Below are 15,590 nucleotides of genomic sequence, written 5' to 3'. Positions count from 1 at the left end.
ATGACAACCCTTGCTCCCACTCCGACTACCTTGGCAGCCGTTTACGACGTGATCATCGTCGGCGGCGGCATTGCGGGCTTGACCCTAGCTTGTGCCCTGCAGGGATCCGGCCTGCGCTTGGCCCTCATTGAGGCCCAGTCGGCTGAGGCAGTCAGGCAGCGCCCCTTGGCCTATGCCTTTTCGCCGTTGTCGATCCGCATCTTTCGGGCCATCGGGGTGTGGGAGGCGCTGGCTCCCCACATCACACCCTTTGCCCAGGTGATTCTGACCGACGCCGACGCTCCCCAGCGGGTGACGTTTAGGCCGGAGGATGTGGGGGAAACGGCAGTTTTCTACTGCGGCGAACATGCTCGGCTGCAGCAGGTGCTCCAGGAGCGGGTGGCTGCCGATCCCCAGATCACCTGCTACTACGAAGCCAGGGTGGAGAGCGTAACCTACGGGGAGGCTGCGGCTGAGGTAGAGCTGGAAACGACCCAAGGCCGCCGCCGGCTGGCCGCCTCCCTGGTGGTAGCCGCCGATGGCCTGCGCTCCCAAGTGCGCCAGCGGGCAGGGATCCCGAGCGACGGCTGGGACTACTGGCAGTCGTGTATCACCGCCCTGGTGGCCCCTGCCCAAGACCACCAAAACGTCGCCTACGAGCGCTTTTGGCCTGCCGGCCCCTTCGCCATCCTGCCCCTGCCCGGCAACCGCTGCCAGGTGGTCTGGATCCTGCCCCACGAGCAGGCCAAGGCCACGCTGGCCCTTTCCCAGGCCGACTTCTTGGCCGAGATGCAGCGCTACTACGGCGACCAGGGCGGCTACCTTACCTTGCTGAACCCGCCCCAAGTCTTCCCGGCCCGCCTGCGCCAGAGCCGCCGCTACTATCAGCACCGCCTGGCTTTGGTGGGGGACGCCGCTCACCACTGTCATCCCGTAGCTGGCCAAGGGCTGAACCTCGGCATCCGCGATGCCGCTGCCTTGGCCCAAGTGTTGCTGGACGCCTGGAGACGACAGGAGGATTTGGGAGAGGTCCAAGTCCTGCGGCGCTACGGTCGCCGTCGCCGCTGGGAAAACTGGGTGGTGTTGCTCTTTACGGATCTCCTCACCCGCACTTTCTCCAACTCCTACTGGCCCCTGGTGGTCTTGCGGCGCTTGGTTTTGATAGGGATGATACGCTTTCCGCCGCTGCGGCGCTTTTTGCTGCGCCTGATGACCGGGCTGTGGGGCAGCCCTCCCTACAGCCCCAGTTCCTCCTTGGCCTTCTGAGCTGCCCAAAGCACCTCCGCATCGGCGGCCTCTGACCAATCGGGATCGGCGATCTCGGCGTAGAACCTCTGGTCGTAGGAGCGGGTTTGCACCACCACCGGCATGGGCACGGCATGGCCGAGAACCAGGGCCTGCTGTTTGGAATCCAGCTTGGCCAGCACCGTTTTCAAGTTCTGGCTGCCGGCTACACCCGTGAACACAGCCTCGATATCTTGGTCATCGTTGAGAAGGGCCGTGATGCGGGTGCCCAACTGCGACATCACCTCGCGGTCGAGACTGGAAGGGCGCTGATCCACCACCAGCAGCGTCACAAAGTACTTGCGCATCTCGCGGGCGATGGTGCCGAAAATGGTCTGCTTGGCCGCCCGCGGATCCAGAAAGCGGTGCGCTTCCTCGATGGTGATGCACAGTTGCCGGGGCCGGTCGAGGGGATTTTTGGACTGCAAGTACCGCTCCGTCTGCTGCACATAGGCCTGGTGAATGCGGCGGGTGATGACGTTGGCCGCCAACATGTAGGAGAGCAGGTTGGACTGGGATCCGAACTCGATGACCACGTGAATGCCGCGGCTGAGGGCCTCCAGGATCTCGCCGATGTAGTTGTGGGGCAGGCTGTTGCGGATGTACTTGAGGTCGTCGAGACGGGTGAGCTTGCGCTGCAGGGCCAGGATCGAGGCCTTGTTGCCCATTTTTTGCTCGCAAAACTCCTGAATCTCGGCGTTGGAAAGGCTCAAAAGACGGCTGATCCAGTCGCGGCCAAACTCGTTGCGCAGGATAATGGCGTTTTCCAGACTGGCCTCGGAGAGGTTGAGCTCCTCTGCCAACAGCGCCAGATCCTCCACCTCGATCTGGTTGTAGGCAATAAACAGCTCGCGGGCATCCCGCACCCCTCGCCGCCGCGTGGAATCGGGATCCAAGGTATAGATTTGCACCTGGCCGGGGAAGAGCTGCCGCAGCCCCTTGACGGTGGTGGCCTGCCTATCCTCGCTGGCCGCCTCCCAGCCATACTCAGAGTGCATATCAAAAACCAGGTTTACCGCCGCCCGTTTGCGGATGATGCCCGCCAGGATCAGGCGGGCCAAAAAGGATTTGCCGGTACCGGACTTGCCGAAGATGCCGTTGCTGCGCTCCACCCAGCGATCCAGATCCAGACAAATGGGCACCGCCATGTCCAAGGGTTGGCCGATGGCGAAGTTGCGCCGAGTGGGGTCGTCTTCCCAGCCGAAGACGGTGCGAAAGTCCAGCTCCCGCGCCTCGTACACCTGGGAAAAGTGGGCCGGCACCGTTTTCACCGGCAACAGCTCCATCGCCTCGGCAGCAGGAGGGGCTGAGCCGCAGTCGTCTGGCCGCTTGGGATCGATGAGGGGATACAGCCTCTCTGCTTCCGTCTGCCGCGGCACCAGCATCAGCATGGGCGTGAGGGCGATAACCCCGTAGGTGCCGGTACCCGCCAGCACCTCCTGCAGCAGGGTCTCTTCCGGGCGGGGGGGATTGACCAAGATCTGCGGGTTGCTGGTTGCTAAGGTAACGTCGGTGAGCAGGCCGAAGAAGCGGTGGCGCTCCCCCTGGATCACCACAAACTTGCCCACCCGCAGGTCTTCTACCGAGACACCGGGGTTGAGGCGAGCTTCCAAGCCCCGACTCAGGGATCCCTGGATGACGGTGGCTAGCGGTTGGGGAGCGGTCATGGCGGTGAGACTAGTTGCCCGCCTGAGCGCGGGCGCTGCTGCGGGGGGCCCCATCTTGGACGATCCAAGTGCGGACGATCTCCACCTCCTCCGGCGTCCAAAAGCCCAGACGAGAGAGGGGCAGCCCGCGGGCCTGGAGGTAGGCGATCTCCGGGGATCCGCCGCGGGCCTGAGGGCGGTTGGGGTTGTTGGCGTTGAGGATGGTGGCGTGGCGGCGCGTCCAGCGGGGATCGATCAACTCGCTGTTGGGATCCCCTGGCTTGACGTAGGCCAGAACCGCCTCGTAGCTGTCCAGCAACTGGGTGCGCTGTCGCCCTGCCGGCTGGTGGCAGCCGACACAACTGGCCTCCAGCAACGGCTTGATGTCCCGCTCGTAGGTAAACTGCGGCTCGGTGCGAAAGCGCAGTTGGATGGTCTGCTCCAGCGGCAGCCCCTCCTGCGGCGCGATCGTGAGGGTGTAGTCGGTGCTAAAGCGCAAGGGATCCCGAGGTTTAAGCAACAACTCGTCTCCCTGCACGTCGAAAATGACCGCTGCCGGCGGCTCCAACTGAACCGCCAGCCGTTGTAGATTGGGATCCAGCGGCCGATCGAATTGCAGCCGTAGAACCCCGTCCACAAAAACATCCTGCTGCTCGGGGGCTGGCTGAGAGGAGACCCACTGCAGCGGCGCATTCGATTGCGACTCAACCTGCAGATGAGGCTGAACGGCCCAGAACACCACTGCCAACACCACCAGCCCCACCCAAATTCGCCAGCGTCGCCACCGACGGGCCAGGTTCTGTGCAGTTGGAGTGTACATTGCCGCCGCCCTCATGAACTTTAACTTTTGTCAGAATAACGAAGCCCTCTGCGCTTCAGCCATCAATTGATACCTATTGATACAGATGATACAGACAGATAGGGATCCTCAACGAATACGAGGATCCCTTGTCCGCCTAAAAACAGGGTGACGATGGAGGGAAAGAAGCATCTCGCTCTTCCCTAACCATCGAGGGCTTTACCCAAGCTGAAACGCTGTTATCAGCAGAGAGAACCTCGACAAGGCAGGCGACAGGAAATCAGTCGATGCGCTCTAGCTTGATGTTGTGGTGGCCCAACTTGATCTCGAACTGATCCCCCGGCTTGAGGCCCATCTTCTTGGTGTAGGCAGCTCCGATGAGGAGGTTGCCATTCTTGTGAACCGAAACCCGGTAAGTCGGAGCCCGACCGCGGGAACCGTTCTCATCACTAGCATCGAGATCCACACCGACTGCCTTCAGCAAGGCATTGTTGAACTGCATCAGATTCACTCGCTCCTGACCATTCTTGGTATAGGTGACGTAGCCACAGGCGCGAGCTTTTTCCTTGCGATCCGCATTTCCCATCGAAGTTACCTTGTCGAGGAGCTCTTGGCCAGTGAGTGGTTTTGGTTTACCGGTCGTAGTCATATCAAGATGGCTCAAGGACAACAGTTAGTGTAGCCAAAAACAAATAGCGATTGCAATAAGTTGCCTTCAACTCTTTCTTATTAGAGGAGACAAGTTCGGCAAGCGGAATGGGATCTGAAGAGGCGAGTGCGCAAAACAGCAGTAGCGAATTCCCCCTGCGGGACAGAACCTGTAGAGTCGAGGTCGGACTTGCGAAAGAGGGGTTCTCCCCAGGCAAGCCCTAGGCTCGCAAGTGCTGTTCTCGGCGGGATCGGCGGCCTGAGCCCTAGCACTTTGGGCGAGGGATTCCTGTTGTGTTGCTGGCAAAGGCAGGGAAACTGGAAACAGGGCTGTTTGAGTATTCGCTGATATGGATCCCTTTTGGTCGGGGCGGCGTCTGCTGGTTGGGGTGAGCGGGGGAATTGCTGCCTACAAAACTGCGGTTTTGGTGTCTGCTCTGGCCCAGCAGGGGGCAGAGGTGAGGGTGGTTTTGACGCAAGCTGCACAACAGTTTATCTCCCCGCTGACGTTTGCCACTGTGTCCCGTCAGCCGGCTTTTACAGATGCCGAGTTCTGGCAAGCTGCGCGGGGACGGCCGCTGCACATCGAGCTGGGGGAATGGGCCGAGGCTCTCCTGATTGCGCCGCTTTCGGCCAACACCTTGGGCAAGCTGGCCCAGGGGCTGGCGGACAATTTGCTCACCAACGTGGTTTTGGCCTCCCACTGTCCGGTGGCCTTGGCGCCGGCCATGAATACCCACATGTGGAAGGCTGAAGCAGTGGCCGAGAATTGGCAGCGGCTGCAACGGGATCCCCGCTTCTGGGCCTTGCCCACGGCCAGGGGCCGCCTGGCCTGCGATGCGGTGGGGGAAGGGCGCCTGCTGGAGCCAGAGGCGCTGCAGGAGTATGTGCGGGCTCTGCTCTGGACAGGGGGGCAAAAAGACTGGCAAGGGAAGCGGGTGTTGGTGACGGCAGGAGGCACCCGCGAGCCCATCGACGCGGTGCGCTTTATCGGCAACCCGGCCAGTGGGCGGATGGGGGTGGCGCTGGCGGTGGCCGCCGCCTGTCGGGGGGCCGAAGTCACGCTGGTGCATGGGCCGCTGGGGATCCCCTTTGATCCAGCACCCTTCGCCATTCGGGCCATCCCGGTGGAGACAGCAGCCCAACTGGAGCAGGTTTTGCGGGCGGAGTTTCCCCAGGTGGACGTGCTCTGGATGGCAGCGGCAGTGGGGGATGTGCGGCCCACGCAGACCTATGCGGGCAAGCTGGCCAAGGCCGAGCTGCCCCTGCTGCTGCCCTTGGAGCCTGTCCCCGATTTGGTGGCAGCCCTAGCCCGTCACCGACGTCCCGGCCAGCTTCTTATCGGCTTTGCTGCCCAGAGCGGGGATCCTCTCCCCCCGGCCAAGGAGAAGCTGCAGCAGAAAGGGCTGGACGCCATTGTGGCCAACCCCATCGACCAGCCGGAGAGCGGCTTTGGCAGCAGCCACAACCAAGGCTACTGGATCCCGCGGCAGGGCAACCCGGAACTGCTCCCGTTGGCCACCAAATCGACCCTGGCTCACCGGCTGCTGGATCTGGCCCTGCGCCTAGGCTGACTTGGATAGCCGGCCAAAATCAGGTACCTTTGAGGCTAAGCGCAGAGGGATCCGATGGCGATCATTGTCTTGAGAGCCTGGTATTTGGATTCGGTGTTGTCTGCCTCCCAAGTGCAACAGCGAGCCCCTGACTTGCGCCTAAGCCGTACCGGCCTCCTGAAAACGGCGATGCGAGCCGATTTCCTCGACGATGTGGAGCAGGTGAAGGCCTCTGTCTGGTGGCAGCGCTACTTGGAAGGGGAGCTGGTGGAGTTTTACATCGAGGGCAGCGGCGCCTACAGCATCTCCAACCTCGATTTAATCAGCCGCGAGATCTACTTCAATAAGCGGGCTGCCCTAAGCATCACGGAGCCGGCCATCTACTTCTGTGGCCAATCAGATTACCCCGACTCCAGCGCCACGCTGCACCAGGCGTTGCAGACGGTGGTGGAGGCCATTAACCGCCATCATCAGCCGGTTCTTCCGCTACAACTGCAGGGATCCCCAGAGACACCCCTCATCGACGCAGCGCTGATTCGCAAGCTCAAGCAGGCGTTGCTGGTGGTGGCCGATGTCACCCCTGTGCAGGTCAATGGCCGGGGGCGGCCTCTGCCCAGCCCACAGGTCTGTCTGGAGCTGGGCTATGCCCTGCAATCGAAGCGCCCCGAGCAACTGCTGCTGGTGCAACTGCCCCGCCACGGCATCGAGGGATCCTTTCCCTTTGAGGTGGAAGGCAGCAGCTTTTTGAAAATCGGCGATCCGCAGCACCTGGTGGATCAACTGGGAGCCGAGCTCCTCCGCCTGCTGCAGCGCCATCGAGTCATCTCCCTCTAATGGCAGTACCTACTCAAGCCTCCCTGGCAGCAGCTAGACTGCTTTGGAAGGCCGCTGCTGCCGCCGCCACACTTCTGAAACTATCTATCAGCCTCTATTCCCCGGAACTATGACTCTGGCCGATGCAAATTCTCTGGTTTCCTCAGTTCGCCCTGCAGCAGGCTGGCAGAGAGCGCTGAACGGCTTGATGTTCCTGCTGCTGCTGGGGGTTCCCCTCTCGTGGACAGGCCACTTGCAGGGCTGGGATCCCAATCTGGTCTTCCTTTGTGCGGCCTTGGCGGTGGTGGCCTTGGCGAAGTTTATGGGTCAAGCCACCGAGGAGATCGCTGCCTTGACCGGGCCGACGATCGGGGGACTGATCAACGCCACCTTTGGCAACGCCACCGAGCTAATCATTGGCCTGGTGGCGCTGCAGGCGGGACTGGTGGAGGTGGTGAAAGCCTCCATCACCGGCTCGATCATCAGCAACCTGCTGCTGGTGGCCGGGCTGGCCATGTTTTTGGGCGGCATTAAGTTTCGCGAGCAGAGCTTTCGGCCCGAAGTGGCGCGTATGAACGCCTCGGTAATGAACCTGGCGGTGGTGGCCCTGATCTTGCCCAGCGTGGTCACCTATGCCGACGCCAACTTGGGCGCGCTCTCCATCCAAGAGCTCTCTACAGCGGTGGCTTTGGTGCTGATCGGGGTTTATGGCCTTACCTTGCTGTTTTCCCTCAAAACCCACAGCTACCTTTACACCATTCACGAGGCAGAGGCGGCAGAACATGAAGCCGCTGCCCGTCTCGCCCCCAATCCGGTTTTGCAGGCAGAGGGATCCATTCCCCAAGTGTTGACGGCCCCGCCCGAGCGGGCCGGTTTGGGGTTTTGGCTGTTGGCCCTCTTGGGGTTGACGGTGTTGGTGGCGCTGGAGTCGGAACTGTTGGTGAGCACCCTGGAGCATACTCTGGAGCACTTGCACATTACCTCGCTGTTCATGGGGGTGATTTTGCTGCCGATCATCGGCAATGCGGCCGAACATGCGACGGCAATCACGGTGGCCATGAAAGACAAGATGGATCTCTCCTTCTCAGTATCTCTGGGCTCGACGATGCAAATTGCCCTGTTCGTGGCGCCTCTGTTGGTGCTGGCCGGGAACGTGCTGGGCCAGCCGATGAACTTTAACTTCGGCACAGTGGAGCTGGTGGCCATTGCCGTCTCGGTGTTGCTGGTCAACTCCGTCAGCAGCGACGGTCGCTCCAACTGGCTGGAGGGGCTGTTGCTCTTGGCCACCTATGCCATTCTCGGCATTGCTTTTTTCTTTTTGGAGTGAGGTTGTTCAAGTACTCCACACCGCGGACGCAAACGATTCATGTTGCGCCAGCTGCGACCGGTAGATAAGTCGGGGAAAATGGGATCCCTGCTGTGGCCGCTCCTTTTCGGCGCGTCCCTCGCCCTATCTCCGGCCATCGAGCCTGCCTGGGGGCAGGAAACTTCTCAAAACCACGGCACCGCCTCCAACGTGCCTTTGCTCAGCCGCTTGGATGCTCTGGAAGAGCTGCGGCAAGCGCTCAGCCTGCCCACCGCTTCCATCCAAACGGAGGCCGTGACACTGGATGGGCGGCGGCTGTTCTTGGTCGCCGCGCCACAGGGGGATCCCGGCAGCCTGCCGCCGGTGTCGCAGCGGGCCCGCTCCATTCCCAACAGCGCCATTCGGGTGGTGGAGAACCTCTCCAACGGCTGGTCGCGGGTGGATCTGGGGATCGTGATCGCCTACGAAAACGACCTGGAACAGGCCATCCGCATTACCGAGCAGGTGGCTCTACAGATGTATCGGGAGCCGGCCTGGCGGGACAAGATCCGCGAGCCCCCCGAGATGCACGGCGTCGATGACCTGGGGGAGCGGGGGATTACATTGCGCATCTGGATCAAGGTGCAACCGCTGCAGCAGTGGCGGGTGACGCGGGAATACCGCCGTCGCCTCAAGCATGCCTTCGACCAAGCCGGGATCCAGATCCCGTTTCCGCAACAAGCCCTCTGGTTCCGCAGCCCACTGGAGATGCGCATCCAGGGCCTCAGCCCGGAAGAAACCCACCGCCTTTTGCACCCAATGGAGTCACGGCTGAGCAACCCCGATCCCATTTCTGAGGAGCGAGCCGGCCAACTTCCTCCCTAGCTGGCCATCGCAGCTCCAAGGGGGCCAGGCGGCTACTCGTCGCCGATGATTTCCGGCTCGGTCAGCTCATCGGACATTTCGATGATGGCGCGGCGAATGGGCTTCATCCAGCCCTCTTCCACATCGTTGGGGTCATCGTAGCGGCGACGCTTGGCCCGATTGGCCACCTGCACTGTGATGCGATAGCGGTTTTTGGAAGCGTTAATTAACGCCTCTACCCGACGCATCAGCTCGTCGTTGTCGATGCCCAAGTGAGGGTTACGCAAGGTCATGGTCGGCGTCTTGTTACCAGGTAGCCTTTTATCTTAGCAAACCTCTCGCAGCTCATAAGGGCGTCAGCCCGGCCCAGGGCGAGGGATCCCCGATCAAAACCAACGCCCCGCCGACTTGCGCACTGCAATCAAGCTGCTGCTGGTGCCCAGAAAAACCCCCATCCCCAGCAACAGCAGCGGCAGAAACCAAAACTCCGCCTGGCCGGGATCGGCCTGCATCACCTTGAGGAAGGGCAGCGCAATCAACTGCTCCAGCGCCTCCTGCAGTAACTGTTGGGATCCCAGAACCAAGCCCCAAGCCCCCAGCGCACTGACTACCCCGAACAGGCAGCCCTGCAAAATAAAGGGCAAGTAAATCCAGGTCGCCGTCGCACCCACCAGTTGCATCACCTCAATCTCCCGCCGCCGCGCCATGACAACCAGGCGAATGGTGGTAGTGATCACCGCCACTGCCGTCAGGGCCAACACCCCGGTGATGCTCAGGGATCCCAGACGTAGCACCTCCTGGATTTGGGCCAGTTGCTCCACAATGCGGTCGCCGTAGTACACCTCGTCTACCCCCTCCAGTTGGCGGATCTGCTCGGCCACTTGACCTAGGATCTCGGCAGAATCGGCCTTGACTCGCAGGGCATCCACCAAAGGGTTATCCCCCAACTGGGTCTCCAGGGCCGCCTCATCCTGGATCCCCATCTCCAGCAAAAGGTCGCGCCAAGCTTGCTCTTTGGTGATCACCCTCACCTCCGCCACATGAGGCAGTTGGGCCACTTGGGGCTGCAAATCCACCCCCCGGCGTTCCGGCTCCAGATAGACGGAGATCTCCAGTTGCCCCCCCAGCGACTGGACCGTTGCATCCACCCCCCGAGACAGCTCCACGCCGATCCCGACCAAAAACAGCAACACCAACAGGGTGCTGATCGCAGCCCAGTTCAGCCAGCCCCCCCGCCGCAACCCCAAAAAAGTCTCCTGTAGGAGATAGCGGATTTTATTGAGAAATCGGGAGAGAGAGTGCATGCTGCCTACCGTCCAAGAGTTTGCCCGCTCTAAGCTTTAGCGTCGCAGTTGTGGAGAGGAAGATGGGGCTGCGCCGCTCTGGCGGGAGCCCCTCAGCGCATATCGTACAGATGTCCTCCCTCCAGGCGCACCACCCGGTGACCCGCCCGCTCCACCAGATAGGGGTCGTGGCTAGTCATGAGGATCGTCACGCCAAAAGAATTGAGCCGCTCCAGGATTTGGAGCACCAATAGGGAGTTTTCCCGATCCAGATTTCCCGTCGGCTCGTCGGCCAGCAACAAGACGGGCATGTTGACAATGGCGCGGGCCAAGCTGAGGCGCTGTTGCTCCCCTCCCGAAAGCTCGTCCGGGAAGCAATCCCGCTTCTCGGTCAGCCCCACCATCTTCAAAGTCGGCCCCAGGCGGCGGCGAATCTCTGCTGGGGAAAGTCCCTGGGCGCGCAGCACAAAGGCCACATTTTCCGCCAGGGTGCGATTGGCCAAGAGGCGATAGTCTTGAAAAACCACCCCCAAGCGCCGCCGCAACATTGCTAGGGGGCGGGGCGGGATGCGGTAGGGCCGCCGCCGACCTTCCGAAGAAAACAGACACACCCCATCCACTATCACCGTGCCCTCGGTGGCCTGTTCGGCCCCGTAGAGCAGCCGTAGCAGGGTGGACTTGCCCGCCCCCGACACCCCGGTTACGAACACAAACTCGCCGCGGCGCACCTCCAAGTTCACATCTCGGAAAACCCAGTTGCCGTTGGGAAAGACCTTGCTCACCCCCCGCAGCGACACCATGCTCTCAGCGCTACCTAGGGCTGGCAGGGATCCGGTCTGGGGCTTGCGGTAGAGGCCCAAGGTGGTTTCTGGGTCGGTTGGGACGAGGAGGGAGGGGTTTGGGGCTGTACCAGCCCAAGGGTGAAGGCGGGGAGCGTAGCCGATGTGCTGACCAAGCATCGTGGTAAAGCGCCTAGAGAGAAGGGAACGAGTGGAGCTGCCAGGCTAGGAGCGCGAGGGAGAAGAGCGATCCCACAGCACCCGCCAGGCAAACCTGGGCAAAGCCAACATGCGTCGCCAGCGCCAAGGTTCCTGATAGAGACGATACAACCATTCCAGGTGATGGTCACGCCACCAGCGGGGGGCTCGCCGTTTTTGGCCGGCCCAAATGTCGAAGCTGCCGCCTACTCCCATCCAGATGGCTTGGGGCAAAAGAGCTCGCCAGCGAGCAATCCACAGCTCTTGGCGCGGGGATCCCAGCCCTACCCACACCAGTTGCGGCTGAAAAGCCTGGAGAGCTAGCAGCAGGTTTTCCTCCTCGGCGGGGGAGAAGTAGCCGTGGTGGCCCCAGATGGCCAAGGAAGAAAAGCGGGCTTGCCAATGCTGAATCGCGGCCCGGTTGACCTCCGGCTTCCCCCCCACCAAAGCCAGGCGCCACCCCCGCGCAGCTGCCGTCGAGATTAGGGCTTCGGCCAGCTCGATCCCTGGCACCCGCTGGACGCGGATCCCCTGCCGCCGCAACGCCCACACTACCCCAATGCCGTCTGGGATCACCAGCTCAGCCTCCTGCAGCACTTGGGCAAAGGCCGGATCCCGCTGCGCCTGCATGATCATCTCCGGATTGCAGGTGACTACCTGAGCACCCAGGCCCTGGCTGATGCGGGCTTCAATCCAGGCGGTATAGCTCTGCAGATGGGTTTCCGGCAGGGTAAGGTGCAGGTTGACGCCCAAAAGGGAGTAGGTTACCAACGACATTGCCACGGGCCTAGGGAGAGAACTTGCTTCCCAATCCAGATTGTGCCAACAAAAAAGAGCGCTATCCTTCGGGGTGAGATAGGGATTCCATGCTCTCTGAACAGCCTTCTACAAGCGTCTTGGCCCCCCGCGAGGGGCGCTGGCTCTGGCAGGGCCAGTCCATCCGCTACCAACAGGCGGGATCCGCCGGCCCGGCGGTGGTGCTTATCCACGGTTTTGGGGCCAGCAGCGACCACTGGCGGAAAAATTTGCCGGAGCTGGGGCGGCACTGCCGCGTGTACGCCCTTGACCTCCTGGGATTTGGGGGATCCGCCAAGCCCTTGCCGGGATCCCCTTTCCCCTACACCTTTGAAACCTGGGGCGCCCAGGTGGCCGATTTTGGGCGGGAGGTGGTGGGGGAGCCAGCTTATCTGGTGGGCAACTCCATTGGTTGCATTGTGGCCTTGCAGGCGGCTGTTTTCGAGCCAGGCCAGGCCTTGGGGGTGGCGATGTTGGATCCCTCACTGCGGCTGTTGCACGAGCGCAAGCGTCGCCAGATCTCCTGGCTGCGCCGCCGAACCACCCCCCTCATCCAGTCCTTGCTGGGGTGGCCCCCCTTCGGCCGGTTTTTCTTTGCCCAGATAGCCCAGCCCTGGGCCATTCGCAACATCCTCCTCCAAGCGTATGGGCGCAAGGAAGCGGTTACGGAAGACCTGGTGCAGCTTTTGCTGCGACCGGCCCTCGATCCGGGAGCGGCAGAGGTGTTCTTGGCCTTTGTGCGCTACTCCCAGGGGCCCTTGGCCGAGGATCTCCTGCCCCAGGTCACCTGCCCCGTCCTCATCCTCTGGGGAGAGGTGGATCCCTGGGAGCCCATTGCTTTGGGGCGGGCCTTGGCCGAGTTCCCCTGCGTGGTGGGGTTCATCCCCCTGCCGGGAGTTGGCCACTGCCCCCAAGACGAGGCCCCGGAGCTGGTCAACCCGCTGCTGCTGGCTTGGATCCGGGATCCCACCCGAAAACCTGAGCTCGGGATCCCCTAGCAACTCCCGCGAGGAGGAAGGTCTGGGTTCTCCCGCCTAAGAGCGACCGAGGTGCTCCAGTTGATCCAGGTTGGGGCCGCTCAGCCGGAAGGCCTGGCCAAACCCCTGAATGAAGCTGCCGCCGGTGGGGGTGATCTGGCAGAAGTGGAAGTCCGCTAGGCCCAGGATCATCTCGGCAATCTCGTACTTGGCGCGATAAAGAGCCTCGAACCCCTGGGCTTGCGCTTCCTTGCGGCTGAGGAACTGGGCTTTTCCGCTCACCATCACCCGCGGCAAAGCGTGGTTGCTGCGGGGATCCCCCGGCGTGGGCGGCTCGTGGATGAGCAGGCTGGCTCGCGGATCCGACCGCAAAGCCTGGGTGTGGGAAGAAAGGTCGCTGATGACAATGGCAAAGCGCAAGGGATCCCACTGCACCACGAAGGGCACCAACGATACCGCCGGGGATCCGTGATCCAGCACCGCCAAGCTGGCCACCGGCTGGCCCTCCAGCAGCGCCTTCAACTTTTCCTGCGCCGACATCGCTTTTTCTCCCATTGCCCCTGCTATTATCCCCAAGCCCCCCTCGTTTGAGAAGGGTTGGATCCCTGGGATAATATCCATTGCCCGTTTGAGCAGCCCGCACCACCGGGAGCAACGTTTTTCGACATTTTTCAACCCTATCGACGTCGATACATCCCGATGTATTGTGACTATCTTGTTCAGATCCTCACGGCTCGCGTTTACGACGTCGCCCAAGAAACCCCCCTGGAGCCGGCTTTTAACCTCTCCCGCCGCCTGAACAACCAGGTCTGGCTCAAGCGGGAAGATCTGCAGCCGGTTTTCTCCTTTAAGCTGCGGGGGGCCTACAACAAGATGGCCCACCTGCCTCCGGAGCAACTGGCGCAAGGGGTGATCGCGGCCTCTGCGGGCAACCACGCCCAAGGGGTAGCCCTGGCAGCGCAGCGGCTGGGCACCCACGCGGTCATCGTGATGCCCGTCACCACCCCCCAGGTGAAGATAGACGCGGTGCGGGCGCGGGGGGCCCAGGTGGTCTTGCACGGCGACACCTTTGACGATGCCTATGCTCACGCGCGGCAACTGGAAGCCGAGAAAGGTTTGACCTTCATCCATCCGTTCGACGATCCCCTGGTGATCGCTGGCCAGGGCACCATCGGCATGGAGATCCTGCGCCAGTCTCAACAGCCCATCCACGCCATCTTCGTCGCCGTCGGCGGGGGCGGCCTGATCTCGGGCATCGCCGCCTACGTCAAGCGCCTGCGCCCGGAGATCAAAATCATTGGGGTAGAACCGCTGGACGCCGACGCCATGTACCGCTCCCTACGAGCTGGCCGAAGGGTGCGCCTCTCTCAGGTAGGCCTGTTTGCTGATGGGGTGGCGGTGCGAGAGGTGGGGGAAGAAACCTTCCGCCTCTGTCAGCAGTACGTGGACGAGATCCTCTTGGTGAGCACCGACGACACCTGTGCCGCCATCAAGGATGTCTTTGAAGATACCCGCTCTATTTTGGAGCCCGCCGGCGCCTTGGCCATTGCCGGCCTCAAAGCCTACGTCAGCCGCACCGGCATCCAGGGACAGACCCTGGTGGCGGTGGCCAGCGGGGCCAATATGAACTTCGACCGCCTGCGCTTTGTGGCCGAGCGAGCCGAGATCGGCGAACAGCGGGAGGCCATTTTCGCCGTCACCATCCCCGAAGAGCGGGGCAGCCTGCGTCGGTTCTGCGCCCACATCGGCCAGCGCAACCTCACCGAGTTCAACTACCGCATTGCCGATACCCACGAAGCTCACATCTTTGTCGGCCTACAGGTGCGGGATCGGGCCGATGCCCAGGCAGCGGCCCTGGATCTGGAGCGGGCTGGCTTTAAGACCTTGGATCTCACCGACGACGAGCTGGCCAAGCTGCATCTACGCCACATGGTGGGGGGGCGCTCCCCCCTGGCCGAGAACGAGCTGCTCTACCGCTTCGAGTTCCCGGAGCGGCCCGGGGCCCTGATGCAGTTCTTGTCTTGCATGAGCCCCAACTGGAACATCAGCCTCTTTCACTACCGCAACAACGGCGCCGACTACGGTCGCGTCCTCATCGGCATGCAAGTGCCCACCTCGGAAATGCCCGCCTGGCAGCGCTTTCTGGATACCCTGAACTATCGCTACTGGGACGAAAGCCACAATCCGGCCTACAAACTCTTCCTAGCCTAGTCAGTGTCGGCTTGTTGCGGGGGTGAACAAAGTTGTAAACAAAACTTTACAGTCCTATGTAGAGCGCGCTACGCTAGTAGAGAAAAAGCAAGGAGAATCCTATGAGCAGATATCGCTCCGTCGTAGTCGAAGAAGGTGGCCGCCTCAACAACTACGCCATCGAGCCGGAGATGTACGTGGACACCGTTCCGCGGGTGGGCTTCACCGACTATGCAGAGCGCTTGAACGGGCGTTTGGCGATGATCGGTTTTGTTGCCCTGATCCTGTTTGAAGCCTTGTCTGGCACTACTCTCATCGGCTGGCTGCAGTCCCTGGGGCAGTAGAAGAGGGGAAAGCAAGCCGTGGCTTGTGAAATCCGAGGCGGTCAACCTGGGAGTACAGGCGATCTTTGCCTGAACAAGCCCTTCCTTGGCTGACTTTGCACACAAAAGGATAGCTTGGTAGCCCCGCACTTGAGTGCGGGGCGGAAAAGCCCG

General features: G+C 61.9%; 16 protein-coding genes. 8 read left to right on the top strand and 8 right to left on the bottom strand.

Annotation, left to right across the window (positions count from 1 at the left end; genetic code table 11):
- Positions 1–1,245 (top strand): FAD-dependent hydroxylase, encoded by a 1,245-nt coding sequence (locus tag NW848_RS10870; protein ID WP_414511102.1) that lies wholly within the window; start codon positions 1–3, stop codon positions 1,243–1,245.
- On the opposite strand, the gene NW848_RS10865 is transcribed toward NW848_RS10870, so the two are convergent.
- The 3 genes from NW848_RS10865 to NW848_RS10855 form a co-directional block, all read right to left on the bottom strand.
- On the bottom strand, positions 1,215–2,930 hold the full coding sequence (locus tag NW848_RS10865) for a helicase HerA domain-containing protein (RefSeq protein WP_041438042.1): 1,716 nt from the start codon (positions 2,928–2,930) through the stop codon (positions 1,215–1,217). The two genes, NW848_RS10870 and NW848_RS10865, sit on opposite strands and share 31 nt — an antisense overlap.
- A 10-nt stretch (positions 2,931–2,940) precedes the next feature.
- Positions 2,941–3,729, bottom strand: coding sequence for an Ig-like domain-containing protein (locus NW848_RS10860; protein WP_011429083.1), 789 nt, complete (start codon positions 3,727–3,729; stop codon positions 2,941–2,943).
- A gap of 259 nt (positions 3,730–3,988) precedes the next feature.
- A complete protein-coding gene (locus NW848_RS10855) occupies positions 3,989–4,357 on the bottom strand; it encodes an AbrB family transcriptional regulator (RefSeq protein ID WP_011429082.1) in 369 nt (122 codons plus the stop codon).
- 349 nt (positions 4,358–4,706) lie between these two features.
- Here NW848_RS10855 and coaBC point away from each other — a divergent pair, with 349 nt between their 5' ends.
- The 4 genes from coaBC (at position 4,707) to NW848_RS10835 (ending at position 8,892) form a co-directional block, all read left to right on the top strand.
- Complete coding sequence (gene coaBC / locus NW848_RS10850; RefSeq protein WP_099812599.1) at positions 4,707–5,930, top strand: bifunctional phosphopantothenoylcysteine decarboxylase/phosphopantothenate--cysteine ligase CoaBC; 1,224 nt, start codon at positions 4,707–4,709, stop codon at positions 5,928–5,930.
- Positions 5,931–5,984: 54 nt separating this feature from the next.
- A complete protein-coding gene (locus NW848_RS10845) occupies positions 5,985–6,743 on the top strand; it encodes a hypothetical protein (RefSeq protein WP_011429080.1) in 759 nt (252 codons plus the stop codon).
- A gap of 187 nt (positions 6,744–6,930) precedes the next feature.
- A complete protein-coding gene (gene cax / locus NW848_RS10840) occupies positions 6,931–8,049 on the top strand; it encodes a calcium/proton exchanger (protein WP_011429079.1) in 1,119 nt (372 codons plus the stop codon).
- Between the two features lie 39 nt (positions 8,050–8,088).
- The gene (locus NW848_RS10835; RefSeq protein ID WP_099812601.1) at positions 8,089–8,892 is read left to right on the top strand and encodes a mechanosensitive ion channel family protein; all 804 of its coding nucleotides are present in this window, start codon (positions 8,089–8,091) and stop codon (positions 8,890–8,892) included.
- A 32-nt stretch (positions 8,893–8,924) separates the two neighbouring features.
- Here NW848_RS10835 and NW848_RS10830 read toward each other — a convergent pair whose 3' ends face one another.
- From NW848_RS10830 to NW848_RS10815, 4 genes are all read right to left on the bottom strand, one after another.
- Positions 8,925–9,164, bottom strand: a complete 240-nt coding sequence (locus NW848_RS10830; RefSeq protein ID WP_011429075.1) for a DNA-directed RNA polymerase subunit omega — start codon at positions 9,162–9,164, stop codon at positions 8,925–8,927.
- Positions 9,165–9,257: 93 nt separating this feature from the next.
- Complete coding sequence (locus NW848_RS10825) at positions 9,258–10,175, bottom strand: cell division protein FtsX (protein ID WP_011429074.1); 918 nt, start codon at positions 10,173–10,175, stop codon at positions 9,258–9,260.
- A gap of 92 nt (positions 10,176–10,267) precedes the next feature.
- Complete coding sequence (locus NW848_RS10820) at positions 10,268–11,113, bottom strand: cell division ATP-binding protein FtsE (RefSeq protein WP_240527761.1); 846 nt, start codon at positions 11,111–11,113, stop codon at positions 10,268–10,270.
- Between the two features lie 45 nt (positions 11,114–11,158).
- Positions 11,159–11,908, bottom strand: a complete 750-nt coding sequence (locus NW848_RS10815) for a WecB/TagA/CpsF family glycosyltransferase (RefSeq protein WP_414402479.1) — start codon at positions 11,906–11,908, stop codon at positions 11,159–11,161.
- A gap of 89 nt (positions 11,909–11,997) precedes the next feature.
- Here NW848_RS10815 and NW848_RS10810 point away from each other — a divergent pair, with 89 nt between their 5' ends.
- On the top strand, positions 11,998–12,924 hold the full coding sequence (locus NW848_RS10810) for an alpha/beta fold hydrolase (protein WP_099812602.1): 927 nt from the start codon (positions 11,998–12,000) through the stop codon (positions 12,922–12,924).
- Between the two features lie 36 nt (positions 12,925–12,960).
- Here the strand turns inward: NW848_RS10810 and NW848_RS10805 are convergent, their stop codons facing one another.
- Positions 12,961–13,443 (bottom strand): pyridoxamine 5'-phosphate oxidase family protein, encoded by a 483-nt coding sequence (locus NW848_RS10805; protein WP_414402480.1) that lies wholly within the window; start codon positions 13,441–13,443, stop codon positions 12,961–12,963.
- A gap of 159 nt (positions 13,444–13,602) precedes the next feature.
- On the opposite strand from NW848_RS10805, the gene ilvA reads away from it, so the two are divergent.
- Both ilvA and NW848_RS10795 read left to right on the top strand, forming a co-directional pair.
- Complete coding sequence (gene ilvA, locus NW848_RS10800; RefSeq protein ID WP_011429063.1) at positions 13,603–15,114, top strand: threonine ammonia-lyase, biosynthetic; 1,512 nt, start codon at positions 13,603–13,605, stop codon at positions 15,112–15,114.
- A 101-nt stretch (positions 15,115–15,215) separates the two neighbouring features.
- A complete protein-coding gene (locus NW848_RS10795; protein WP_011429062.1) occupies positions 15,216–15,437 on the top strand; it encodes a high light inducible protein in 222 nt (73 codons plus the stop codon).
- The last annotated feature ends 153 nt before the right edge of the window (positions 15,438–15,590 follow it).

The sequence above is a fragment of the Synechococcus sp. RC10A2 genome, from assembly GCF_047502605.1.
Note: the sequence above shows the minus strand (reverse complement) of the source record. Positions and strands in the feature narration are given on the sequence as shown.

Excerpts from the sequence above, each read along its gene's own strand:
- NW848_RS10870 (WP_414511102.1), top strand. The coding sequence starts at position 1 with ATGACAACCCTTGCTCCCACTCCGACTACCTTGGCAGCCGTTTACGAC.
- NW848_RS10830 (WP_011429075.1), bottom strand. The coding sequence starts at position 9,164 with ATGACCTTGCGTAACCCTCACTTGGGCATCGACAACGACGAGCTGATG.
- NW848_RS10815 (WP_414402479.1), bottom strand. The coding sequence starts at position 11,908 with ATGTCGTTGGTAACCTACTCCCTTTTGGGCGTCAACCTGCACCTTACC.
- NW848_RS10835 (WP_099812601.1), top strand. The coding sequence starts at position 8,089 with ATGTTGCGCCAGCTGCGACCGGTAGATAAGTCGGGGAAAATGGGATCC.
- NW848_RS10795 (WP_011429062.1), top strand. The coding sequence starts at position 15,216 with ATGAGCAGATATCGCTCCGTCGTAGTCGAAGAAGGTGGCCGCCTCAAC.
- NW848_RS10860 (WP_011429083.1), bottom strand. The coding sequence starts at position 3,729 with ATGTACACTCCAACTGCACAGAACCTGGCCCGTCGGTGGCGACGCTGG.
- NW848_RS10820 (WP_240527761.1), bottom strand. The coding sequence starts at position 11,113 with ATGCTTGGTCAGCACATCGGCTACGCTCCCCGCCTTCACCCTTGGGCT.
- cax (WP_011429079.1), top strand. The coding sequence starts at position 6,931 with ATGTTCCTGCTGCTGCTGGGGGTTCCCCTCTCGTGGACAGGCCACTTG.
- NW848_RS10805 (WP_414402480.1), bottom strand. The coding sequence starts at position 13,443 with ATGTCGGCGCAGGAAAAGTTGAAGGCGCTGCTGGAGGGCCAGCCGGTG.
- NW848_RS10810 (WP_099812602.1), top strand. The coding sequence starts at position 11,998 with ATGCTCTCTGAACAGCCTTCTACAAGCGTCTTGGCCCCCCGCGAGGGG.
- NW848_RS10855 (WP_011429082.1), bottom strand. The coding sequence starts at position 4,357 with ATGACTACGACCGGTAAACCAAAACCACTCACTGGCCAAGAGCTCCTC.
- coaBC (WP_099812599.1), top strand. The coding sequence starts at position 4,707 with ATGGATCCCTTTTGGTCGGGGCGGCGTCTGCTGGTTGGGGTGAGCGGG.
- NW848_RS10825 (WP_011429074.1), bottom strand. The coding sequence starts at position 10,175 with ATGCACTCTCTCTCCCGATTTCTCAATAAAATCCGCTATCTCCTACAG.
- NW848_RS10845 (WP_011429080.1), top strand. The coding sequence starts at position 5,985 with ATGGCGATCATTGTCTTGAGAGCCTGGTATTTGGATTCGGTGTTGTCT.
- NW848_RS10865 (WP_041438042.1), bottom strand. The coding sequence starts at position 2,930 with ATGACCGCTCCCCAACCGCTAGCCACCGTCATCCAGGGATCCCTGAGT.
- ilvA (WP_011429063.1), top strand. The coding sequence starts at position 13,603 with ATGTATTGTGACTATCTTGTTCAGATCCTCACGGCTCGCGTTTACGAC.